Annotated in this window: 20 protein-coding genes; 6 read left to right on the top strand and 14 right to left on the bottom strand. The window is 64.8% G+C overall.

The genetic code is table 11. The features are described 5' to 3' along the window. The first annotated feature begins 9 nt into the window (after nucleotides 1-9). Nucleotides 10-894: a succinate--CoA ligase subunit alpha gene (gene sucD / locus ACX17K_RS19750; protein ID WP_046155351.1), complete on the top strand. Its 885-nt coding sequence runs from the start codon at nucleotides 10-12 to the stop codon at nucleotides 892-894. A 97-nt stretch (nucleotides 895-991) separates the two neighbouring features. Here the strand turns inward: sucD and ACX17K_RS19755 are convergent, their stop codons facing one another. Both ACX17K_RS19755 and ACX17K_RS19760 read right to left on the bottom strand, forming a co-directional pair. Beyond that, a complete protein-coding gene (locus ACX17K_RS19755) occupies nucleotides 992-1,633 on the bottom strand; it encodes a TetR/AcrR family transcriptional regulator (RefSeq protein ID WP_493776104.1) in 642 nt (213 codons plus the stop codon). Nucleotides 1,634-1,678: 45 nt separating this feature from the next. Then, nucleotides 1,679-3,184, bottom strand: a complete 1,506-nt coding sequence (locus ACX17K_RS19760; protein ID WP_493776105.1) for an MFS transporter — start codon at nucleotides 3,182-3,184, stop codon at nucleotides 1,679-1,681. A gap of 86 nt (nucleotides 3,185-3,270) precedes the next feature. Between ACX17K_RS19760 and ACX17K_RS19765 the strand changes: the two genes are divergently transcribed. From ACX17K_RS19765 to ACX17K_RS19780, 4 genes are all read left to right on the top strand, one after another. Beyond that, nucleotides 3,271-4,230 (top strand): LysR family transcriptional regulator, encoded by a 960-nt coding sequence (locus ACX17K_RS19765; protein WP_493776106.1) that lies wholly within the window; start codon nucleotides 3,271-3,273, stop codon nucleotides 4,228-4,230. A gap of 103 nt (nucleotides 4,231-4,333) precedes the next feature. Then, nucleotides 4,334-6,220, top strand: a complete 1,887-nt coding sequence (locus tag ACX17K_RS19770) for a methyl-accepting chemotaxis protein (RefSeq protein WP_493776107.1) — start codon at nucleotides 4,334-4,336, stop codon at nucleotides 6,218-6,220. A gap of 277 nt (nucleotides 6,221-6,497) precedes the next feature. Beyond that, on the top strand, nucleotides 6,498-8,381 hold the full coding sequence (locus tag ACX17K_RS19775; RefSeq protein ID WP_493776108.1) for a methyl-accepting chemotaxis protein: 1,884 nt from the start codon (nucleotides 6,498-6,500) through the stop codon (nucleotides 8,379-8,381). A 97-nt stretch (nucleotides 8,382-8,478) separates the two neighbouring features. Then, nucleotides 8,479-8,922 carry a hypothetical protein gene (locus tag ACX17K_RS19780; RefSeq protein ID WP_493776109.1) on the top strand — a complete coding sequence of 148 codons (444 nt, stop codon included), beginning with the start codon at nucleotides 8,479-8,481 and terminating at the stop codon, nucleotides 8,920-8,922. Here ACX17K_RS19780 and ACX17K_RS19785 read toward each other — a convergent pair whose 3' ends face one another. From ACX17K_RS19785 to iscR, 12 genes are all read right to left on the bottom strand, one after another. Continuing rightward, complete coding sequence (locus tag ACX17K_RS19785) at nucleotides 8,923-9,369, bottom strand: LEA/WHy family protein (RefSeq protein WP_343481289.1); 447 nt, start codon at nucleotides 9,367-9,369, stop codon at nucleotides 8,923-8,925. 78 nt (nucleotides 9,370-9,447) lie between these two features. Then, nucleotides 9,448-9,714, bottom strand: coding sequence for a hypothetical protein (locus tag ACX17K_RS19790; protein ID WP_493776110.1), 267 nt, complete (start codon nucleotides 9,712-9,714; stop codon nucleotides 9,448-9,450). A 129-nt stretch (nucleotides 9,715-9,843) separates the two neighbouring features. After that, entirely contained in the window at nucleotides 9,844-10,458 is a 615-nt protein-coding gene (gene udk / locus ACX17K_RS19795) for a uridine kinase (RefSeq protein ID WP_021478292.1), read from the bottom strand. 91 nt (nucleotides 10,459-10,549) lie between these two features. After that, nucleotides 10,550-11,185, bottom strand: coding sequence for a glutathione S-transferase family protein (locus ACX17K_RS19800; RefSeq protein WP_343481291.1), 636 nt, complete (start codon nucleotides 11,183-11,185; stop codon nucleotides 10,550-10,552). 134 nt (nucleotides 11,186-11,319) lie between these two features. Continuing rightward, the gene (iscX, locus tag ACX17K_RS19805; protein WP_493776111.1) at nucleotides 11,320-11,514 is read right to left on the bottom strand and encodes a Fe-S cluster assembly protein IscX; all 195 of its coding nucleotides are present in this window, start codon (nucleotides 11,512-11,514) and stop codon (nucleotides 11,320-11,322) included. Between the two features lie 130 nt (nucleotides 11,515-11,644). Continuing rightward, the gene (gene fdx, locus ACX17K_RS19810) at nucleotides 11,645-11,986 is read right to left on the bottom strand and encodes an ISC system 2Fe-2S type ferredoxin (protein ID WP_021478295.1); all 342 of its coding nucleotides are present in this window, start codon (nucleotides 11,984-11,986) and stop codon (nucleotides 11,645-11,647) included. Between the two features lie 9 nt (nucleotides 11,987-11,995). Further along, nucleotides 11,996-13,855 carry a Fe-S protein assembly chaperone HscA gene (gene hscA, locus ACX17K_RS19815; protein WP_493776112.1) on the bottom strand — a complete coding sequence of 620 codons (1,860 nt, stop codon included), beginning with the start codon at nucleotides 13,853-13,855 and terminating at the stop codon, nucleotides 11,996-11,998. A gap of 45 nt (nucleotides 13,856-13,900) precedes the next feature. Beyond that, nucleotides 13,901-14,428 (bottom strand): Fe-S protein assembly co-chaperone HscB, encoded by a 528-nt coding sequence (hscB, locus tag ACX17K_RS19820; RefSeq protein ID WP_343481293.1) that lies wholly within the window; start codon nucleotides 14,426-14,428, stop codon nucleotides 13,901-13,903. 92 nt (nucleotides 14,429-14,520) lie between these two features. Then, complete coding sequence (gene iscA / locus ACX17K_RS19825) at nucleotides 14,521-14,844, bottom strand: iron-sulfur cluster assembly protein IscA (protein ID WP_021478298.1); 324 nt, start codon at nucleotides 14,842-14,844, stop codon at nucleotides 14,521-14,523. A gap of 13 nt (nucleotides 14,845-14,857) precedes the next feature. Continuing rightward, nucleotides 14,858-15,241 carry a Fe-S cluster assembly scaffold IscU gene (iscU, locus tag ACX17K_RS19830; RefSeq protein WP_043628269.1) on the bottom strand — a complete coding sequence of 128 codons (384 nt, stop codon included), beginning with the start codon at nucleotides 15,239-15,241 and terminating at the stop codon, nucleotides 14,858-14,860. Between the two features lie 63 nt (nucleotides 15,242-15,304). After that, nucleotides 15,305-16,522 carry an IscS subfamily cysteine desulfurase gene (locus ACX17K_RS19835; protein WP_343481294.1) on the bottom strand — a complete coding sequence of 406 codons (1,218 nt, stop codon included), beginning with the start codon at nucleotides 16,520-16,522 and terminating at the stop codon, nucleotides 15,305-15,307. 31 nt (nucleotides 16,523-16,553) lie between these two features. Next, nucleotides 16,554-17,048 (bottom strand): Fe-S cluster assembly transcriptional regulator IscR, encoded by a 495-nt coding sequence (gene iscR, locus ACX17K_RS19840; RefSeq protein ID WP_046155338.1) that lies wholly within the window; start codon nucleotides 17,046-17,048, stop codon nucleotides 16,554-16,556. 309 nt (nucleotides 17,049-17,357) lie between these two features. Between iscR and ACX17K_RS19845 the strand changes: the two genes are divergently transcribed. Continuing rightward, nucleotides 17,358-18,479 carry a beta-ketoacyl-ACP synthase III gene (locus tag ACX17K_RS19845; RefSeq protein ID WP_493776113.1) on the top strand — a complete coding sequence of 374 codons (1,122 nt, stop codon included), beginning with the start codon at nucleotides 17,358-17,360 and terminating at the stop codon, nucleotides 18,477-18,479. The last annotated feature ends 99 nt before the right edge of the window (nucleotides 18,480-18,578 follow it).

Raw genomic sequence — 18,578 nt, forward strand, 5'->3', positions numbered from 1 at the left:
GAATACAAAATGAGCGTATTGGTAAACAAAGACACCAAAGTGCTGGTGCAAGGCTTCACCGGCAAGAACGGCACCTTCCACGCCGAGCAGGCGCTGAAGGTCGGCACCAAGGTCGTGGGCGGCGTGACCCCGGGCAAGGGCGGCGCGGAGCATCTGGGCCTGCCGGTGTTCAACACCATGAAGGACGCCGTGCGTCAGACCCAGGCCGACGCCTCGGTGATCTACGTGCCCGCAGCCTTCGCCAAGGATTCCATTCTGGAAGCCATCGACAGCGGCGTGAAGCTGATCGTCTGCATCACCGAAGGCGTGCCCACCCTGGACATGCTGTACGTGAAGAAGGCCGTCGACGAAGCCGGCATTCGCCTGATCGGCCCGAACTGCCCCGGCATCATCACCCCGGGCGAGTGCAAGATCGGCATCATGCCGTGGCACATCCACAACCCGGGCCGCATCGGCATCGTGTCGCGCTCCGGCACCCTGACCTATGAAGCCGTGGCGCAAACCACCGCGCTGGGTCTGGGCCAGTCCACCTGCATCGGCATCGGCGGCGACCCGATCCCGGGCACCAGCCACATCGACGCGCTGAAGCTGTTCCAGGACGATCCGGACACCGACGCCATCGTGATGATCGGCGAAATCGGCGGTTCCGCCGAAGAAGAAGCGGCCGAATTCGCCAAGTCCTACGTGACCAAGCCGGTAGTCGGCTACATCGCCGGCGTCACCGCGCCGAAGGGCAAGCGCATGGGCCACGCCGGCGCCATCATCTCCGGCGGCAAGGGCACGGCGGAAGAGAAGTTCAAGGCCTTCGAGAAGGCCGGCATCGCCTACACCCGCAGCCCGGCCGAAATCGGCAAGACCATGTTCGACCTGCTGAAAAGCAAGGGCATGATCTAAGTCCGGTTCCCCGGTCTGAACGAAAACACCCCGCGATCGCTCGCGGGGTGTTTTGTTTCATGGCGGCGGTTCGGCGAGGTGCCGGACCGCGTCGGCGTCAGGCGAAGCGCGCGCAGGCGCGTTCGAACGGCGACTGGAAGCGCGGGCTGACATAGGGCGTCAGCAGATACATCAGGCTGCGGCAGCCGTTCTGGATCAGCTTGTCCAGTTCCGCCGCGTTGGCGTTTTGCTTGATGGTGCTGACCCAGCCGGTCTGCACCATCTGGAAGTGCTGCACCAGATGGGCGAGCTGCTGGTCGTCGACCAGAATCATGCCTTGCTCGCGCAGGCGGGTGAACAGCTGGCCCAGCTTGCCGTTGAGCTGGCCGCGCGACAGCTGCTGGTGCTCTTCCTCCAGCTGCGGGTTGACGCAGAACAGGCTGGGCAGGCTCTTGGGCAGGAAGCGGAAGCTCCAGATGTGGCGCAGCGTCTTTTCCATCGCCATCACCATCGCCTCGATCGAGTTGCTGTGGCTGAGCGCGGCGGACAACTGATCGGCCATGCCCTTCACGTAGCGCTGGTACAGCTCGTTGATGATCTCTTCCTTGTTGCGGAAGTGATAGTAGAGCTTGCCGGTGCTGATGTTCATCCGCTCGGCGATGTGGTTGGTGGTGATGACGCGCTCGCCTTCCTGATTGAACAGTTGCAGGCTTGCTTCGACGATCTTGTTGAAGGTCTCCGATTGGACGCTTTTGCGCATGATTTGATTCTTCCCGCTGAAACTGAGATGCCACGGAGCGCCGGCTCAGCCGGTCTTTCTGGCCGCGAGCAGGCAGGCCGCCAGCGCCAGGCCTATCCAGCTTTCCAGGCGAAAGAAGTCCAGGCAGGAAACCAGCGTGGCTTGCCGGGCGAGTTCGCCGGCCAGCACTCCGAGGCGTTGAGTATCGCTCAAATCGGGCATGAATTGTCGTAATTGATGCAATGAGTCGAGAAACTGTGGCGAATTCCAGGAAAAACGCTCGGATAAACGGCTGTAATGCAGCGCGTTGCGCGCCTGCATGAATACGCTGGCCAAGGCCACGCCGGCCGAGACCGATACCTGGCGCACGATGTTCTTGGTCTGGTAGGCGCGGCCGAACGCCGCCGGGGCGATGTCGCGAAAGGCGCTTTGCGCCACCGCCATGATGAACAGCGACATGAAGCCGCCGTTGAGCAGCAGGATGGCGGCGACGCGGCCCAGCGTCGCCTCGCCGTTCAGGCCGCTCATGAGCCAGCCGTAGCCGGCCAGCAGCAGGCAGCCATAGGCCATGGTCTCCGTCAGGCCGGGCGCCTTGCCCTTCAGCAGCAGCTTGGCGTACAGCAGCGCGAAGGCGATGCCGGCCAGATAGCTGACCGACAGCAGCATGCCGCTGGTGGGCAGGCCGAAGCCCAGCGCCTGTACCGACAGCATCGGCAGGATGTAGCTGTTGGCCGATACCAGCAGGTAGCAGCAGCTATAGCCGACGAGTCCCAGCCGGTAGCCGGGGCGGCGCAGCGGCCGCCAGAGGCGGCGGTCGGACGCTTGGCGGCGGTGCGTGGCGCGGAACAGCAGGACGGCGGCGACGGCCGCCGCGGCGAGGCTGGCCAGCCATCGGGGATGGGCGAACAGCTGGTACGGCGTCTGCTGGATCAGCCATTGCAGCAGGAAGGCGGCGGCCAGCTGCAGCATGAAGGTCCAGGTTGGGTAATGCGCGGGGCGATGCGCCGGCGGCCGCCGCGGCAATTGGCCGGCCGCCCACCAGGCGGGCAGCAGCAAGGGCAGGATGCCCCAGCACAGGGCGCGCCAGCCATAGGCCTGCAGCAAGACGCCGCCCAGCAGCGGCCCCAGCGCGCTGCCCAAGAGCAGCGCCTGGCCGAAGGCGACCAGGCCCAGCCCGCGCTTGGCGGGCGGCAGTTGCGCGACTTCGAGACGGGCGGCGGTGAAGAAGGCGGCGCCGCCTAGCCCCTGCACCGCGCGGCCGGCGATGAAGCCGGCTGGCGACGAGGCGCTGCCCGCGATCAGCGCGCCCAGCGCGAACAGCAGGATGGAGCCTTGCAGATGGCGGCGCGAGCCGAAGCGCTCGACGCACCATTGATGGTTGAACAGCGCCACCACCGCGCTGAGCGCGTAGGCCATCGCCGCCTGGCTGAACTCCTCGGGTCCGGCGCCGACGCCGCCCATCACCTGCGACGAGGCGAAATTGAGCAGACCGTTCTGCAGGAATTCCAGCCAGGCGATCAGCGCGATCGCCGCCAGCCGGCTCCAGTGGGGTTGATGGGAAAAAGCGTGCATGCGCGGCATCCGAGGGTGGGGATGCCGCCAGTGTAGAAAGCGCTTATGATTTAATAAAATCGATGTTTTTCATTGGATATATTACTGTGAATGATATTGACGCGCTGAAGCTGCGGCGGCTGGATCTGAACAGCCTGGTGGCCTTGCACGCGCTGCTCAGCACCCGCAGCGTCAGCCGCAGCGCCGACTTGCTGTGCCTGGGCCAGCCGGCGGTCAGCCACATCCTGAAGAAGCTGCGCGAACAGTGCGGCGACCCCTTGCTGTGCCGCGACGGCCGAGGTCTGGCGGCCACGCCTTACGCCGAGGCGCTGCTGCCGGCGCTGGAGGCATGGCTGGCGGAGGCGCAGCGGCTGCTGGCGCCGCCGGCTTTCGATCCGGCCGCGCTGGACGGCGTTTACCGGTTGGCGATGCCCGATCTGTTGGAGGCGGCTTTGTTGCCGGAATTGATCGCGGCTTTGCAGAGCCAGGCGCCCGGCCTGCGGCTGGAGGTGGCGGCGATGGCGGCCGGCGAGGCCGAGGCGGCGCTGGAAGCGCGGCGGATAGACGGCGCCATCGGCCATTTCCCGGCGCGCGCCGCGCGGCTGTCGCGGCAAGCCCTGTTCCGCAGCCGCTTCGTCTGCGCTTACCACGCCGGCAGGCTGGCATTGCCGGACGCGCTGGACGCGGCCGCGCTGGCGCAGCCGCCGCACCTGTACACATCCTATATCGGCAACAGCGCCAGCCTGGTCGATGACTACTTGGCCGCGCATGGCCAGGCGCGGCGGGTGATCGCCTCCACCGCCAGCCTGCTGGCGATTCCCTTGTTGCTGGAGCGCTTGCCGGCGGTGGCGGTGCTGCCGGAATTGATCGGCCGGGTGCTGCGGGCGGAGGCGGGCGGGCTGACGCTGCGGCCGGTGGCCGACGCGGCGCTGGAGATCGCCGTCGAGCATGTCTGGCATCCGCGCTGCGACGCCGACCCCTTGCGGCAATTCATCCACGCGCTGTTGCTGCGGCAGACGGCGGCATGGCGCGGCGGGCAGGAAGAGGCAGGATTAAGCGTTGTTTGATTTAAATTTGCTGTAAGTATTTAAATGGTATGTGATTTTTAACAATGCGTGCCAGCTGATATGACGGATAATAAAGCTTTTATCAGCATCGGCTTATCATTTCATGCGCTCCATCCGACACAAGCTCATCTTGTTGACGGCGGTGTCCATTCTGGTCGCCACGATCAGCGTGACAGTCATCGCCTGCCTGAACATTCGCAATCACGCCTACGACGAAGCCAAGCGCGAGGTCACCCAGGTTCTGCAGCTGCAGGGCGGGCTGGTATCGGAGTGGCTGACCGTGCGCAAGAACCTGATCACCGCCAGCCTGTCCCGCGCCGGCGACCCGCAGGCCAGCTACTACCTGCAGCAGATCGCCAAGGGCGGCGGCTTCAATATCATTTATGCCGGCCATGGCGACAGCGGCGAGATGTTCTACTCGGTGCCGGGCCGTCCCAAGCCGAGCGCCGACTACCAGCCGGCGCAGCGTCCGTGGTATCAGCAGGCCAAGGCGCAGGGCGGCATCATCGTCACCGATCCGTACAAGGATTCCGAGCCTGAGACCAAGGACAAGCTGGTGATTACCATCGCCGACAAGGCCCAGGGCCAGGAGGTCGTGGTCGGCGGCGACATCCTGATCGACAAGCTGGTGAAGTCGGTGCTGGACATCAAGCTGGCCGGCGACGGCCATGCCTTCCTGCTGACCCGCCAGGGCAAAGTGATCGCCTATCCCAAGCCGGGCCAGGAACTGCGCCCGATCAACGAGCTGATTCCGGGCCTGGACGACAGCCGCTTCCAGCAATTGGTGGGCAGCGGCGACGTGGCCCCGCTGGACATCGACGGCCGCACCTTCCTGGTGACGCTGAAGCCGGTGGCGAACACCGACTGGGTGATGGGCGTGGCCGCCGACGAGGAAGCGGTGCTGGCGCCGGTGACCCAGCTGATCTGGCTGATCTCCGGCGGCGTGGTGATCGTGCTGCTGGTGCTGGTGGCCTTGAGCTCCGGCTATCTGACCCGTTTGCTGCGCGGCCTGATCCAGGTGCGCGACGCGATGCATGAAATCTCGCAAGGCGAGGGCGATCTGACTCGCCGCATCGAGATCCACGGCGAAGACGAAGTGGCGCAGACCGCGGAGGCGTTCAACCAGTTCGTCGGCCGCCTGAACGGCATGTTCCGCGAGCTGCGCGGCGAGGCCGATGAATTGGCGCACGGCGTGATCGAGGTGGGCGGCGCGGTGAAGCAGGTGGCTGCCGATTCACACCGCCTGGCGGACATCTCCAGCTCCAACGCCGCGGCGATCGAGGAAGTGACCGTCAGCATCTCGCACATCGCCGACGCCACCCGCGAAACCGATTCGCTGGCGCGCAATACCGGCGAGCACTCCCGCGAGAGCGCCGGCGACATGCAGCGCATCAGCAACGAGATGGAGCAGACCAGCCAGTCGGTGAGCGAGCTGTCGGCGCTGCTGGCTTCGCTGGAGCAGCGTTCGCAGGAAATCTCCAAGATCACCAATGTGATCAGCGACATCGCCGACCAGACCAATCTGTTGGCGCTGAACGCGGCGATCGAAGCCGCTCGCGCCGGCGAGCAGGGCCGCGGCTTTGCCGTGGTGGCCGACGAAGTGCGCAAGCTGGCCGAGCGCACCGGTAAGGCGACGGTGGAAATCAGCGAGATGGTGGAAAACATCCTGAGCGAGACCGGCAAGGCGGTGGGCAATATGCAGCGCACCGTTGGCGCGGTGGATACCAGCGTGGAGCTGACCAGCCAGGCGCGCGGCCGATTGATAGCCATCAGCGACGCGATGCAGCAGGTGATCGACAAGATCGGCGACGTGGCGCTGTCCACCAGCGAGCAGCACAACGCCACCACCGCGATGGCGCAGAGCACCGAGTCCATCAACAACCAGATCCTGGACTCCGACGCCGCGCTGCAGGGCGCGATGCAGACACTGGAGTCGCTGAAGCAGCTGGCCCACAATATGCAGGGCGCGTTCGGCCGCTTCAAGCTGTAAGCTTTTCGCCGCGCCGGCTTGCCGGTGTGGCGAAAAAGCCATGGTTTGGATGGTTTTTTTCAGCAAAATCAAAACCATTTGCATAATCGATTGGCGCTTCATCCCCGTGCTTGTAAACGTTGTTTACAATCCACCCGGTCTGAATACGCGCCAATCCTTACAAGCCGTGATGAACGGCATGCGCCGACGCGAGTCGGCGGAACACAAAGGGCGTCATCGACGCCCTTTTTGCTGTCCGGAGGATTGGCAACGAGAGAGAAGCTACAAGTCGATTGCCATGAAATCCATACGAAGCAAGATTGCCCTGCTGCTGGCGCTGGCCATGCTGGTGGCCACGCTGAGCACCGCTGTCAGCGCCTATTTTCAATTCCGCGACAACCTGTCATCCGGCGTGTCCGCCCAGCTGGACCTGGCCATCACCGGCCAGCAGCGTTTCGTCTCATCCTGGCTGGAGCAGCGCAAGCAGATCATCGCCAGCGCCGTCCGCCACGGCGGCGAAGCCGACCCCACCCTGTATCTGCAGCAGCTGGCCGAAGCCGGCGGCTATGCCCAGATCTTCGTCGGCGACGGCGACAGCAAGGGCATGGTCTATTCCATCCCGGGCAAGCAGAAGCCCAATCCTGAATACGATCCGGCCTCCCGCGCCTGGTTCAAGACGGCCAAGGGCCAGGGCGGCGTGATCGTCACCGCGCCGTACCAGCCGGCCAGCGCGTCGATCAAGGACCTGGTGATCACGCTGGCCCAGGCGCTGCCGGCCGGCAACAAGGTGGTCGGCGGCGACATCGCCATCGGCCAGCTGGTGAAATCGGTGCTATCGGTATCCTTGCCGGGCAACGGCTTTGTGTTCCTGATGGGCAAGGACGGCAAGCTGATCGCCTATCCCAAGGCCGATACCGCGCTCAAGCCCTTGTCCGAGCTGATGCCGGGCATGGACGCGGCCCGCATTGCCGGTCTGCTGGACAAGCCTGAGCTGGCGACGGTGGAGCTGGATGGCGCGAACCGCATGCTGCGGCTGAGCTCGGTGGAGGGCAGCGACTGGGTGCTGGGCGTGGTGGTGGACCGCGAGCTGCTGGACGCGCCGCTGCGGCGGATGATGGTGTCGATGGCGTTGTCGCTGCTGGCGGTGCTGGCCGTCACCCAACTGCTGGCCGGCGCCTATCTGCGCCGCCTGCTCAAGGGCCTGTTCCAGGTGCGCGATGCGCTGCGCGAGATCTCGCAGGGCGAAGGCGATCTGACCCGCCGCATTGAGGCCGAGGGCAGCGATGAGGTGGCGCAGATGGCCGAGGCGTTCAACCAGTTCGTCGGCCGCCTGAACGGCATGTTCCGCGAGCTGCGATCCGAGGCCGAGCAGCTGGCGCAAGGCGTGATCGCGGTCGGCGCCGACGTGGCGCGGCTGGCCGAGGATTCCCACATGCTGGCCGACATCTCCAGCTCCAACGCCGCGGCGATCGAGCAGGTGACGGTGAGCATCTCCCACATCGCCGACGCCACCCGCGAAACCGACGAGCTGGCGCGCGACACCGGCGCCAATGCCCAGGCCAGCGCCGAGGAGCTGCAGCGCATCAGCGGCGAAATGGCGCGCACCAGCCAGTCGGTGGGCGAGTTGTCGGCGCTGCTGGCCTCGCTGCAGCAGCGCTCGCAGGAAATTTCCAAGATCACCGGCGTGATCCGCGACATCGCCGACCAGACCAATCTGCTGGCGCTGAACGCGGCGATCGAAGCGGCGCGCGCAGGGGAGCAGGGCCGCGGCTTCGCCGTGGTGGCCGACGAAGTTCGCAAGCTGGCCGAGCGCACCGGCAGCGCCACCGTGGAGATCGGCGACATGGTGCAGAACATCCTGGCGGAGACCGGCAAGGCCGTGGGCAATATGGACAGCACCATCGGCGCGGTGGACGGCAGCGCGGCGCAGACCGAGCTGGCGCGCGAGCGGCTGGTGGACATCACCCGCGCGATGAAGCTGGTGGTGGAGAAGATAGGCGACGTGGCCTTGTCCACCGGCGAGCAGCACAATGCCACCACGGCGATGGCGCAGAGCACCGAATCGATCAACAACAAGATCTTGGATTCCGACGCCGCGCTGCAAAGCGCGCAGCGGACGCTGAGCACGCTGGACGGGGTGGCGCGCGGCATGCGGCAGGCGTTCAGCCGCTTCAAATTGTAAACCGCGGCCGTTTCCCGGCGCCGACGCCAGCCCGCGGGCTGGCGTTTTTATTGCCCAGACGCGAGAATGTCGCAACGTTATCAATCGGAAAAGACTAATGATGAAGAAGTTATGCTTGCCATTGCTGGCGCTGAGCTTGGCCGGCTGCTCGATGTTCCCCACCCAGCAGGGCTATGCGCAGAAGGTGTACCGCTGGCAGGGCCGCGACGTCAACGAGCTGCTGGCGCAGTGGGGCGCGCCGACCAAGACCATGCAGATGCCCAACGGCAACAGCCTGTACACCTATGTTAAGGAAAGCACCGAGCAGCAGCCGTTGCAGGAGAACACCCGCTACGAGCCGGGCACCAAGCTGACGATGACCGACAAGGACGGGCAGTCCCGGGTGGTGGAAACCCCGGGACGCTGGGTCAGCAACGGCGTGACCGGCGGCGGCACCGTCCATCGCGAGTGCACCACCAATTTCGTCGTCGACAAGAAGACCAAGGAAGTACTGAGCGTCAGCTTCGACGGCAACAATTGCCTGGCGGTGGAGCAGCAGTGATCAGCGCTTGGGCAGCTGCCACTCGCCCTTGTTGTCGAAGGGCAGGTCCTTGAAGCCGCCCAGACCGTGCAGCTGGCCGCGCAGCTCGTAGTTCAGCTTGCCGCCGGGCAGTTGCTGCCAGTTGGCCAGCTGCCGTATCCAGGCGGCGAGCGAGGTGTGCACTTGCAGCGTGACCGTGCCTTCGCCGCGCGAGGGGATGGACAGCGGCTGGCTGCTGCTGCCGCCGCCCAGTTTTTCTCCGCCCAGCATCAGCTCGAAGTCGACGCCGCTGGCGTTCAGCGGGATGGGGTTGGGGTTGGCGACGCGCAGCGTCACCGCGAAGTTCTGCTCGAACAGCGTGCTGCTGCCTGGCTCGATATTGCTGAGGCTGACTTCAGGCTTCTTCAGGCCCATGCTGCCGCAGCCGGCGAGCGACAGCAGCAGCAGGGCGGAGGCGATCCATTTCATGGCGACATTCCCGATTGAGATGCCCGTTATTTTACGGGCAGGGCTTGTGGCGTTGTGTAAACGGAGTGTGCGGAATTGTTAGCGGACAAGCGCCCAAAAGCAACAGGCCATCGGATGATGGCCTGTTGCTTTTGGAAGCTCGGCGGAGAAAAACGCCTCGTCGGCGTCCTGGCCGCGGTTGGCGGCCATCGGCTGCCGGTCGCGCTCTTCGCGCCAGTCTTCCAGTTCCGCCCAGAGCGAGTGTTTCTGAGATTGGCGCAGGCCGGATCGGCTGCGGCCGTGGGCGCCTCCCTTTTTCAGGATGGCTGCGCAAGCCAGCGGATTGCGCGGTTTGATGGTGTGCATCGTGTTTCCTTGATTGCGCGCGCCGGGATGGCGCGAGCGGCGATTGTCTGTCCGCGCGGCCGGCGGCGTCAAGCGGACAAGCAAAAAGCCGCCCAGGGGCGGCTTTCGCGTATTCGGCGTCTTGCGCCGTCACACCATCAGGCTGGCGACCTTGGTGGTGATGATGTCCACCGCCGGATCGTTGGCGCCGTGCGGCAGGATCACGTCGGCGAAGCGCTTGGTCGGCTCGATGAACTGGTTGTGCATCGGGCGCACGGTGGACAGGTATTGCTCGATCACGTTTTCCATGGTGCGGCCGCGCTCGGCGATGTCGCGCTTGAGGCGGCGGATGAAGCGGACGTCGGAATCGGTGTCGACGAAGATCTTCAGCGACATCATCTCGCGCAGCGCGGCGTCGTACAGCGGGAACAGGCCTTCGATCACGATCACCGGCGCCGGCTGCACGGTGACGGTCTTGTCGGAGCGGGTGTGATTGGAGAAATCGTACACCGGCATCTCGATGGAGCGGCCGTTGCGCAGATCGTCGATGTGGGAGATCAGCAGCGGCCAGTCGAACGCTTGCGGATGGTCGTAGTTGGTGCCCAGGCGCTGTTCGAAAGTCAGGTGGCTCTGGTCGCGATAGTAGTAGTCCTGGATGATCACTGCCGCCATCTCGGAACCAATGGTCTCCAGCACCTTGTTGGTTACCGTGGTTTTTCCGCTGCCGCTGCCGCCGGCAACGCCAATGATGAACGGGGTGCTCATGTGAAATCCTTGACGTAATGAAAATGTAAAAAACGCGCCATTCTAATGACTTATGGCGCGTTGATCCACCCGTTTTGCGACATTCTCTGACTCAGAACGGGCGTTTTCTTTCCGCCGCCGCCGCCGAATACCATTCCTGCATGGCGGGCAGGGACAGGATATGGCGGACATAGGCTTGAGAGCGCTCCGGCAGCCTGACGTTGTAGGTCTGGAAGCAGGTGCAGATCGGCGCGAAGCAGGCGTCGGCGATGGTGAATCCGCCGAACAGGAACTCGCCGTCGGCGACGTGCCGTTCGCGCTGTTCTTCCCACAGCGAAATCACGCGGGCGATGTCGGATTCCACCGCCGGCGAGCTCTCGTAATCCACCTGGCGCAGCGTGATGTCCATCGGCAGGTTTTCCCTGAGCGCGGCGAAGCCGGAGTGGACTTCGGCGACGATGGAGCGGGCGACGGCGCGCAGCGCGCCGTCGGTGGGCCACAGCCCCGCGGCGGGGAAGCATTCGGCCAGGTATTCGCTGATGGCCAGCGAATCCCACACCCTGAGCTTGTCGTCCACCAGCACCGGCACCTTGCCGGCCGGATTGGCGGCCAGGATGCGGGCCTTGCTGTCGGACAGGTAGAGGTCGATCTGCTGTTCCTTGAACGGCTCGTCCAGCATCTTGAGCAGCAGCCAGGGGCGCAGCGACCAGGGGGAGTAGTTCTTGTTGCCGATGATCAGGGTGAACATGGCGGCTCCGTAGCGGGGCGCCGGCGAAGGCCGGCGCGCGTCTATCGATGATAAACCGGCCGGGCGCGATTTTCACGCGCCGGCAGCGCGGCATGGAAAAGGCCCCGTATTCCGGGGCCTTTGTCGTGAAGCGATCACTCCGCTTCGTCTATCCACGCCTGCTGGATCGCTTCCAGCACGCGCTCGCCGCCGCGGGCGTGGTCGTCGTCGAAGCCGGGCAGGCCCACCACCCAGTTGTGCAGGTCGACGAAGCGCACGGTCTTCGGGTCCACGTCCGGATGGGCGTCCGCCAGTTCGATGGCGATGTCGTTAACGTCGGTCCATTTCATAGATGTCTCCTGAGCGGGAGTAGCTCATGAAATCCAGCGCAGCGGCAGCGGGGAGGGGCGCCGCCGCAGACAGTACACATAGTACGGCAAGGCGGCGCAACGCTGCCGCTGGGATTTCAGGGCCTGCTCCTTAATGGTGTTCGCGGGCGTGGTTGATCGTGTACTTCGGGATTTCGATCACCAGATCCTCGTCGGCGACGATGGCCTGGCAGGACAGGCGCGATTGCGCCTCCAGGCCCCAGGCCTTGTCCAGCAGGTCTTCTTCCAGTTCGTCGGCCTCGTTCAGCGAGTTGCCGCCTTCGCGGACGATGCAGTGGCAGGTGGTGCAGGCGCAGGACATCTCACAGGCATGCTCGATTTCGATGTCGTGGGCGAGCAGGGCGTCGCAGATGCTCTGGCCGGTTTCTACGTTGTCTATCACGGCGCCTTCCGGACACAGGTCCGGATGGGGCAAAACGATGATGCGCGGCATGGCGTATCCTTACAGATCGGTAATCTTGTGGCCCTTCAGCGCGCGCTGGATATTGCGGTCCATGCGGCGGGAGGCGAAGGTTTCGGTGGCGTGGTTCAGCGCGGCGCTGGCCTCGTTGATGCGGCGGGTGGCGCCCTCGGCGATGGCGGCGCCCACCGCGGCGGCGGCGGCTTCCACTTCGGCGCGCTCGGCGTCGTCCAGCAGGTCGCCGTCCAGCGCCAGCGCGTTGACGGTGGCGTCGCGCAGGCTTTCGGCGTCGACGATGGCCTCGCGCAGCTTGCGCGCCTCGATGTCTTCCTGCACGTTGGCCATGGAGTCGGTCAGCATGCGGCTGATCTCGTCGTCGGACAGGCCGTAGGACGGCTTGACCTCGATGCTGGACTCCACGCCCGAGGTCTGCTCGCGCGCGGTGACCGACAGCAGGCCGTCGGCGTCCACCTGGAAGGTGATGCGGATGCGCGCGGCGCCCGCCACCATCGGCGGGATGCCGGTCAGCGTGAACTTGGCCAGGCTGCGGCAATCGGAGACCAGCTCGCGCTCGCCCTGCAGCACGTGGATGGACATCGCGGTCTGGCCATCCTTGAAGGTGGTGAAGTCCTGCGCGCGCGCCACCGGAATGGTGCTGTTGCGCGGGATGATCTTCTCGGTCAGGCCGCCCATGGTCTCGATGCCCAGCGACAGCGGCAGCACGTCGAGCAGCAGCCACTCGTCGTCCTGCTTGTTGCCGGCCAGCACATTGGCCTGGATGGCGGCGCCCAGCGCCACCACCTTGTCGGGATCGAGGTTGGTCAGCGGCGCGCGGCCGAAGTGGTCGGCCACGGTTTTTTGCACGTGCGGCATGCGGGTGGCGCCGCCCACCATCACCACGCCCTGGATGTCCTCGGGCGCGATTCTGGCGTCGCGCAGCGCCTTGCGCACCGGGGTGAGGGTCTTGTCGACCAGCGTCTTGGTGATGGCGTGCAGCGTGGCCTGGTCCAGCTCCAGATCCAGCGACTGGCCGTCGGACAGGATCGCGGTGACGCGGGTGCTGGCGTGGTCGGTCAGCGCTTCCTTGGCTTCGCGGGCGCGGGTGTGCAGCAGGCGCATGTCGTGAGCGGACGGAGCGGTCACGCCGGCCTGCTCCAGCAGCCAGCAGAACACGCGGTGGTCGAAGTCGTCGCCGCCCAGCGCGGAGTCGCCGCTGGTGGCCAGCACTTCGAACACGCCGCGGGTCAGCCTGAGGATGGACACGTCCAGCGTGCCGCCCCCTAGATCGTATACGACGTATGTGCCTTCGCTGCCGTTGTCCAGGCCGTAGGCGATGGCGGCGGCGGTGGGTTCGTTCAGCAGGCGCAGCACATTGAGGCCGGCCAGGCGCGCGGCGTCCTTGGTGGCCTGGCGCTGGGCGTCGTCGAAGTAGGCGGGAACGGTGATCACCGCGCCGGTCAGCTCGCCGCCCAGGCTCTCTTCGGCGCGGTCTTTCAGCGCGCGGAGGATGTCGGACGACACCTCGACCGGGCTTTTGACGCCGGCGCGGGTGACCAGCTGCACCATGCCCGGCGCGTCGACGAAGCGGTAGGGCAGGCTGCCGGCGTCCTTGATGTCGCTGACGCCGCGGCCCATGAAACGCTTCACCGAGACGATGGTGTTGTGCGGATCGCGGTTTTGTTCCTTCTGCGCGTCGTAGCCGACCGCCAGCACGCCCTCGTCGCCGTAGCGCACCACCGAGGGCAGCAGGCTGCGGCCGGTTTCGTCCGGCAGCACGGCGGCGGAGCCGCTCCTGACGGTGGCCACCAGCGAGTTGGTGGTGCCCAGGTCTATGCCCACGGCCAGGCGGTGCTGGTGGGGGGCGGCGGAAAGGCCGGGTTCGGCGATTTGCAGTAGAGCCATGTCTTGATCTTTATGTCGTTGCTCGGGAGCGGCGGCGCGCGGGACTCAGTCCAGCAGGTTTCCGATGGCGTCGCCGATCTCCTGGTCCAGCTTTTCCATGAAGCGCAATTTTCTCACCAGGACGGCGGCGGCGTCCAAGTCGGCGCGGGCGTCGAGCGCGGCTTCCAGCTCGGCTTGCAGGTCCTTGACCTCGGCGCGCAGGCGGCGCGACAGCGACTCCAGCGCGTCCACGTCGGCGCGGGCGTCGTCTATGCTCTCGCGCCATTCCATCTGCGCCATCAGGAAGTCGCCCGGCATCCGGGTATTGTTCTCTTCCTGGGTATCCACGCCGGACAGCTGCAGCAGGTAGCGGGCGCGGTTCAGCGGCGACTTCAGCGTCTGATAGGCTTCATTGACCCGGGTGGCCAGCATCAGCGCGCTGCGCTTTTCGGCGTCGGAGCTGGCGGCGTAGCGGTCGGGATGGACCTGGGCGGCGGCCGCGCGCCAGGCGGCGTCCAGGCCGGCCGCATCAATCGCGAAGCGGCGCGGCAGGCCGAACAGGCTGAAGAAATCCTGGTTGAAATCGTGGTTCATCGATGCGTCCGGACCAAGGCATAGGGACTGAAATAACGAAGGCGGAGCATCAGCGCTTGCGCGTCAACGCTCCGCCCCGGGGCGGCGGCGGGTCAGACGTTGAAGCTCTCGCCGCAGCCGCACTCGTTCTTGACGTTGGGGTTGTTGAAGCGGAACCCCTCGTTCAGACCTTCCTTCACATAGTCCAGCTCGGTGCCATCGAGGTAGGCCAGGCTCTTGGCGTCGGTATAGATGGCCACGCCGTAGCTTTCGAAGCGGACGTCTTCGCCGTTCTCGACATCGACGAACTCCAGCTTGTAGGCCATGCCGGAGCAGCCGGAGGTCTTGACGCCCAGACGCACGCCCAGGCCCTTGCCGCGCTTGGCGAGGAAGGCGCCGACGTGCTCGGCGGCGCGTTCGGAAAGAGTGAGTGCCATCTGTCGCCTCCGCTTACTTGCCGTGTTTCTGCTTGTAGTCTTCCACCGCGGCCTTGATCGCGTCTTCGGCCAGGATGGAGCAGTGGATTTTCACCGGCGGCAGCGCCAGTTCTTCGGCGATGGCGGTGTTCTTGATCGACAGCGCCTCGTCCAGCGACTTGCCCTTCACCCACTCGGTCACCAGCGACGAGGAGGCGATGGCGGAGCCGCAGCCGTAGGTCTTGAACTTGGCGTCTTCGATCACGCCGTCCGCGCCCACCTTGATCTGCAGCTTCATCACGTCGCCACAGGCAGGCGCGCCGACCATGCCGGTGCCGATGCTGTCGTCGCCCTTGTCGAACGAGCCGACGTTGCGCGGATTTTCGTAGTGGTCCAACACTTTTTCGCTGTATGCCATGTCTTTTCTCCTGCGGGCCGCGGCTTCTTCAGAAGTTTCCGCGGCCGGTAATCTGTTATCGGCTCAGTGGGCCGCCCATTGAACGCTGTTCAGATCCACGCCGTCCTTGTACATCTCCCACAGCGGGGACAGCTCGCGCAGCTTGCCGATCTTGGACTTCAGCAAGGCGATCGCGAAGTCGATCTCTTCCTCGGTGGTGAAGCGGCCCAGCGTGAAGCGGATCGAGCTGTGGGCCATTTCGTCGTTGCGGCCCAGCGCGCGCAGCACGTAGGACGGCTCCAGCGAGGCGGAGGTGCAGGCGGAGCCGCTGGACACGGCCAGGTCCTTGATGGCCATGATCAGGCTCTCGCCCTCGACGAAATTGAAGCTGACGTTGAGGTTGTGCGGCACGCGCTGGTCGGCGTCGCCGTTGATGTATACCTCTTCCATGTCCTGGATGCCGTGCCACAGGCGGTCGCGCAGCATGCGGATGCGCTCGCTTTCGCTGTCCATCTCCTCGCGGGCGATGCGGAAGGCTTCGCCCATGCCGACGATCTGGTGGGTGGCCAGGGTGCCGGAGCGGAAGCCGCGCTCGTGGCCGCCGCCGTGCATCTGCGCCTCAAGGCGCACGCGCGGCTTGCGGCGCACGTACAGCGCGCCGATGCCCTTCGGGCCGTAGGCCTTGTGCGCGGACAGGCTCATCAGGTCCACTTTCAGGGTGTTCAGGTCGATCTTGACCTTGCCCGGCGCCTGGGTGGCGTCGACGTGGAAGATGATGCCCTTCTCGCGGCAGATCTCGCCGATCTGCGGGATGTCTTGGATGACGCCGATTTCATTGTTCACGTACATCACGGACACCACGATGGTGTCGGGACGAATGGCGGCCTTGAAGGCGTCGATGTCGAGCAGGCCGTTTTCCTGCACGTCCATATAGGTGACTTCGAAGCCGACGCGCTCCAGCTCGCGACAGGTGTCCAGCACCGCCTTGTGCTCGGTCTTGACGGTGATGATGTGCTTGCCCTTGCTCTTGTAGAACTGGGCTGCGCCCTTGATCGCCAGGTTGTCGGACTCGGTGGCGCCGGAGGTCCAGACGATTTCCTTCGAATCGGCACCGATCAGCTTGGCCACTTCGGCGCGCGCGTTCTCGACGGCTTCCTCGGCTTCCCAGCCGAAGCTGTGGCTGCGCGAGGCGGGGTTGCCGAACTTGCCGGTCAGATAGGGAATCATCTTTTCGGCGACGCGCGGGTCCACCGGGGTGGTGGCCGAGTAATCCAGATAGATCGGTAGCTTGGGCTGGCTCATTTATTTAATCTCCGCAAGATTTTTCATGCGCTCACAGGGCGCTGCTGGCAGCTGCACGGGAGCTGCTACAGCTGTCGCGCTTGTCCTGCACGACGCTGCTCTCCTTGGTTTGCTGCTCTTTGGTGTGTTGCTCTTCCACCAGGCTGGCGAGGCTTACCTTGGAGAGGTAATCGAAAATGGTGACGTTGAGGTTGGTCCACAAGTCGTGGGTCATGCAGCGCTGGCTGCCGCGGCAGTTCTCGCGCCCGCCGCACTGGGTGGCGTCCACCGGCTCGTCCACGGCGACGATGATGTCGGCCACGGAGATGTCGCAGATTTGTTTGGCCAGCGTGTAGCCGCCGCCGGGACCGCGCACGCTGTCTACCAGCTCGGCGCGTCTGAGCTTGCCGAACAGCTGCTCCAGGTAAGACAGCGAGATGCTTTGGCGCTCGCTGATGCCGGCCAGGGTGACCGGTCCGCCTCCCTCGCGCATCGCGAGATCGAGCATCGCGGTGACGGCAAAACGTCCTTTGGTGGTAAGGCGCATGATGTTCAGTTCCGGTGGGTGGTGGTTCTGCCTCAGATTATACCTAATATCCGACTAAAATAGTCAAGTATTTGGCGAGGCAAGCTAGCGCCGGAAGTCGCAAAGTTGAGCATTTTACTTGGTTTAAGCCATTAAAGGCTATGGATTTCTTACACCTCCGCGTCGGGGGCTGTGTAAAATCGCTGCAATATTTTCGCGAGATCGCCCGCAAGGGCGCCGAGTGGCGGCGGGCGCAACCGGCCGGGCCGAGGAAGGCCGGGTTCGCCGCCATGCTTTCGTTCCTGTTCACTGGGATGAGGACATAAAAAGATGCATAAGGTTGTTATCAGCGGGACGGGCTTGTTCACCCCTCCCCACGCGGTCGGCAACGCCGAACTGGTGGAGGCGTTCAATGCCTATGTGCGCGGACGCAACGAGGCCCGCGCGGCCGAAATCGCTGCCGGCGAAATAGAGCCACTGGCCGAGTCCAGCGCCGAATTCATCGAAAAGGCTTCCGGCATCAAGCAGCGCTTTCTGATGGATAAGGACGGCGTGCTGGATCCGGCGAGAATGACGCCCCATCTGCCCGAGCGCGGCAACGACGAGTTGTCAGTGCAGGCGGAGATGGCCGTGGCGGCCGCCAGGCAGGCGCTGGAGGCCGCCGGCCGCGCCGCCGCCGACATCGACATGGTGATCGTCGCCTGCTCCAATATGCAGCGCCCCTATCCGGCAATGGCGATCGAAGTGCAGCAGGCGTTGGGAATCGATGGCTACGCCTTCGACATGAACGTGGCCTGCTCGTCGGCGACGTTTGGCATCCAGACCGCGGTCAACGCCGTGGCCGCCGGCCAGGCGCGCGCGGTGCTGATGGTGAACCCGGAAATCTGTTCCGCCCACCTGAACTTTCGCGACCGCGACAGCCACTTCATCTTCGGCGACGCCTGCACCGCGGTGGTGCTGGAGCGCGCCGACGCGGCCATTTCTGAGCATCGCTTCGAGGTGCTGGGCTGCAAGCTGGCCACAGTGTTCTCCAACAATATCCGCAACAATTTCGGCTTCCTGAACCGTTGCGACGAGTCCGGCGTCGGCCAGTCCGACAAGCTGTTCGTGCAGCAGGGGCGCAAGGTGTTCAAAGAGGTATGTCCGATGGTGGGCGAGCACATCGTCACCCATTTGGGCAGCCTGGACATCGCGCCGGAGGGCGTGCGGCGCTTCTGGCTGCACCAGGCCAACCTGGCGATGAACCAGCTGATCGCCCGCCGCGTGCTGGGCCGGGAGGCCGATACGGTGGAGGCGCCGGTGATTCTGGACCGTTACGCCAACACCAGTTCCGCCGGTTCCATCATCGCTTTCCATCTTCATTCGCATGATTTGAATGCTGGCGATGTTGGCGTCATTTCCTCGTTCGGAGCCGGCTATTCCGTGGGCTCCGTCATATTGCGCCGCGTGTAGTTAACTTTCCGTTTACGAATTGTCATAGCCGGATCGCGCATGAAAAGTCAGAGGGCGCTTGTCAAAAGCGCCCTCTGTGAATAATGTATCCCCCACCAG

It is taken from the genome of Chromobacterium sp. INPA-IVC, from assembly GCF_059047085.1.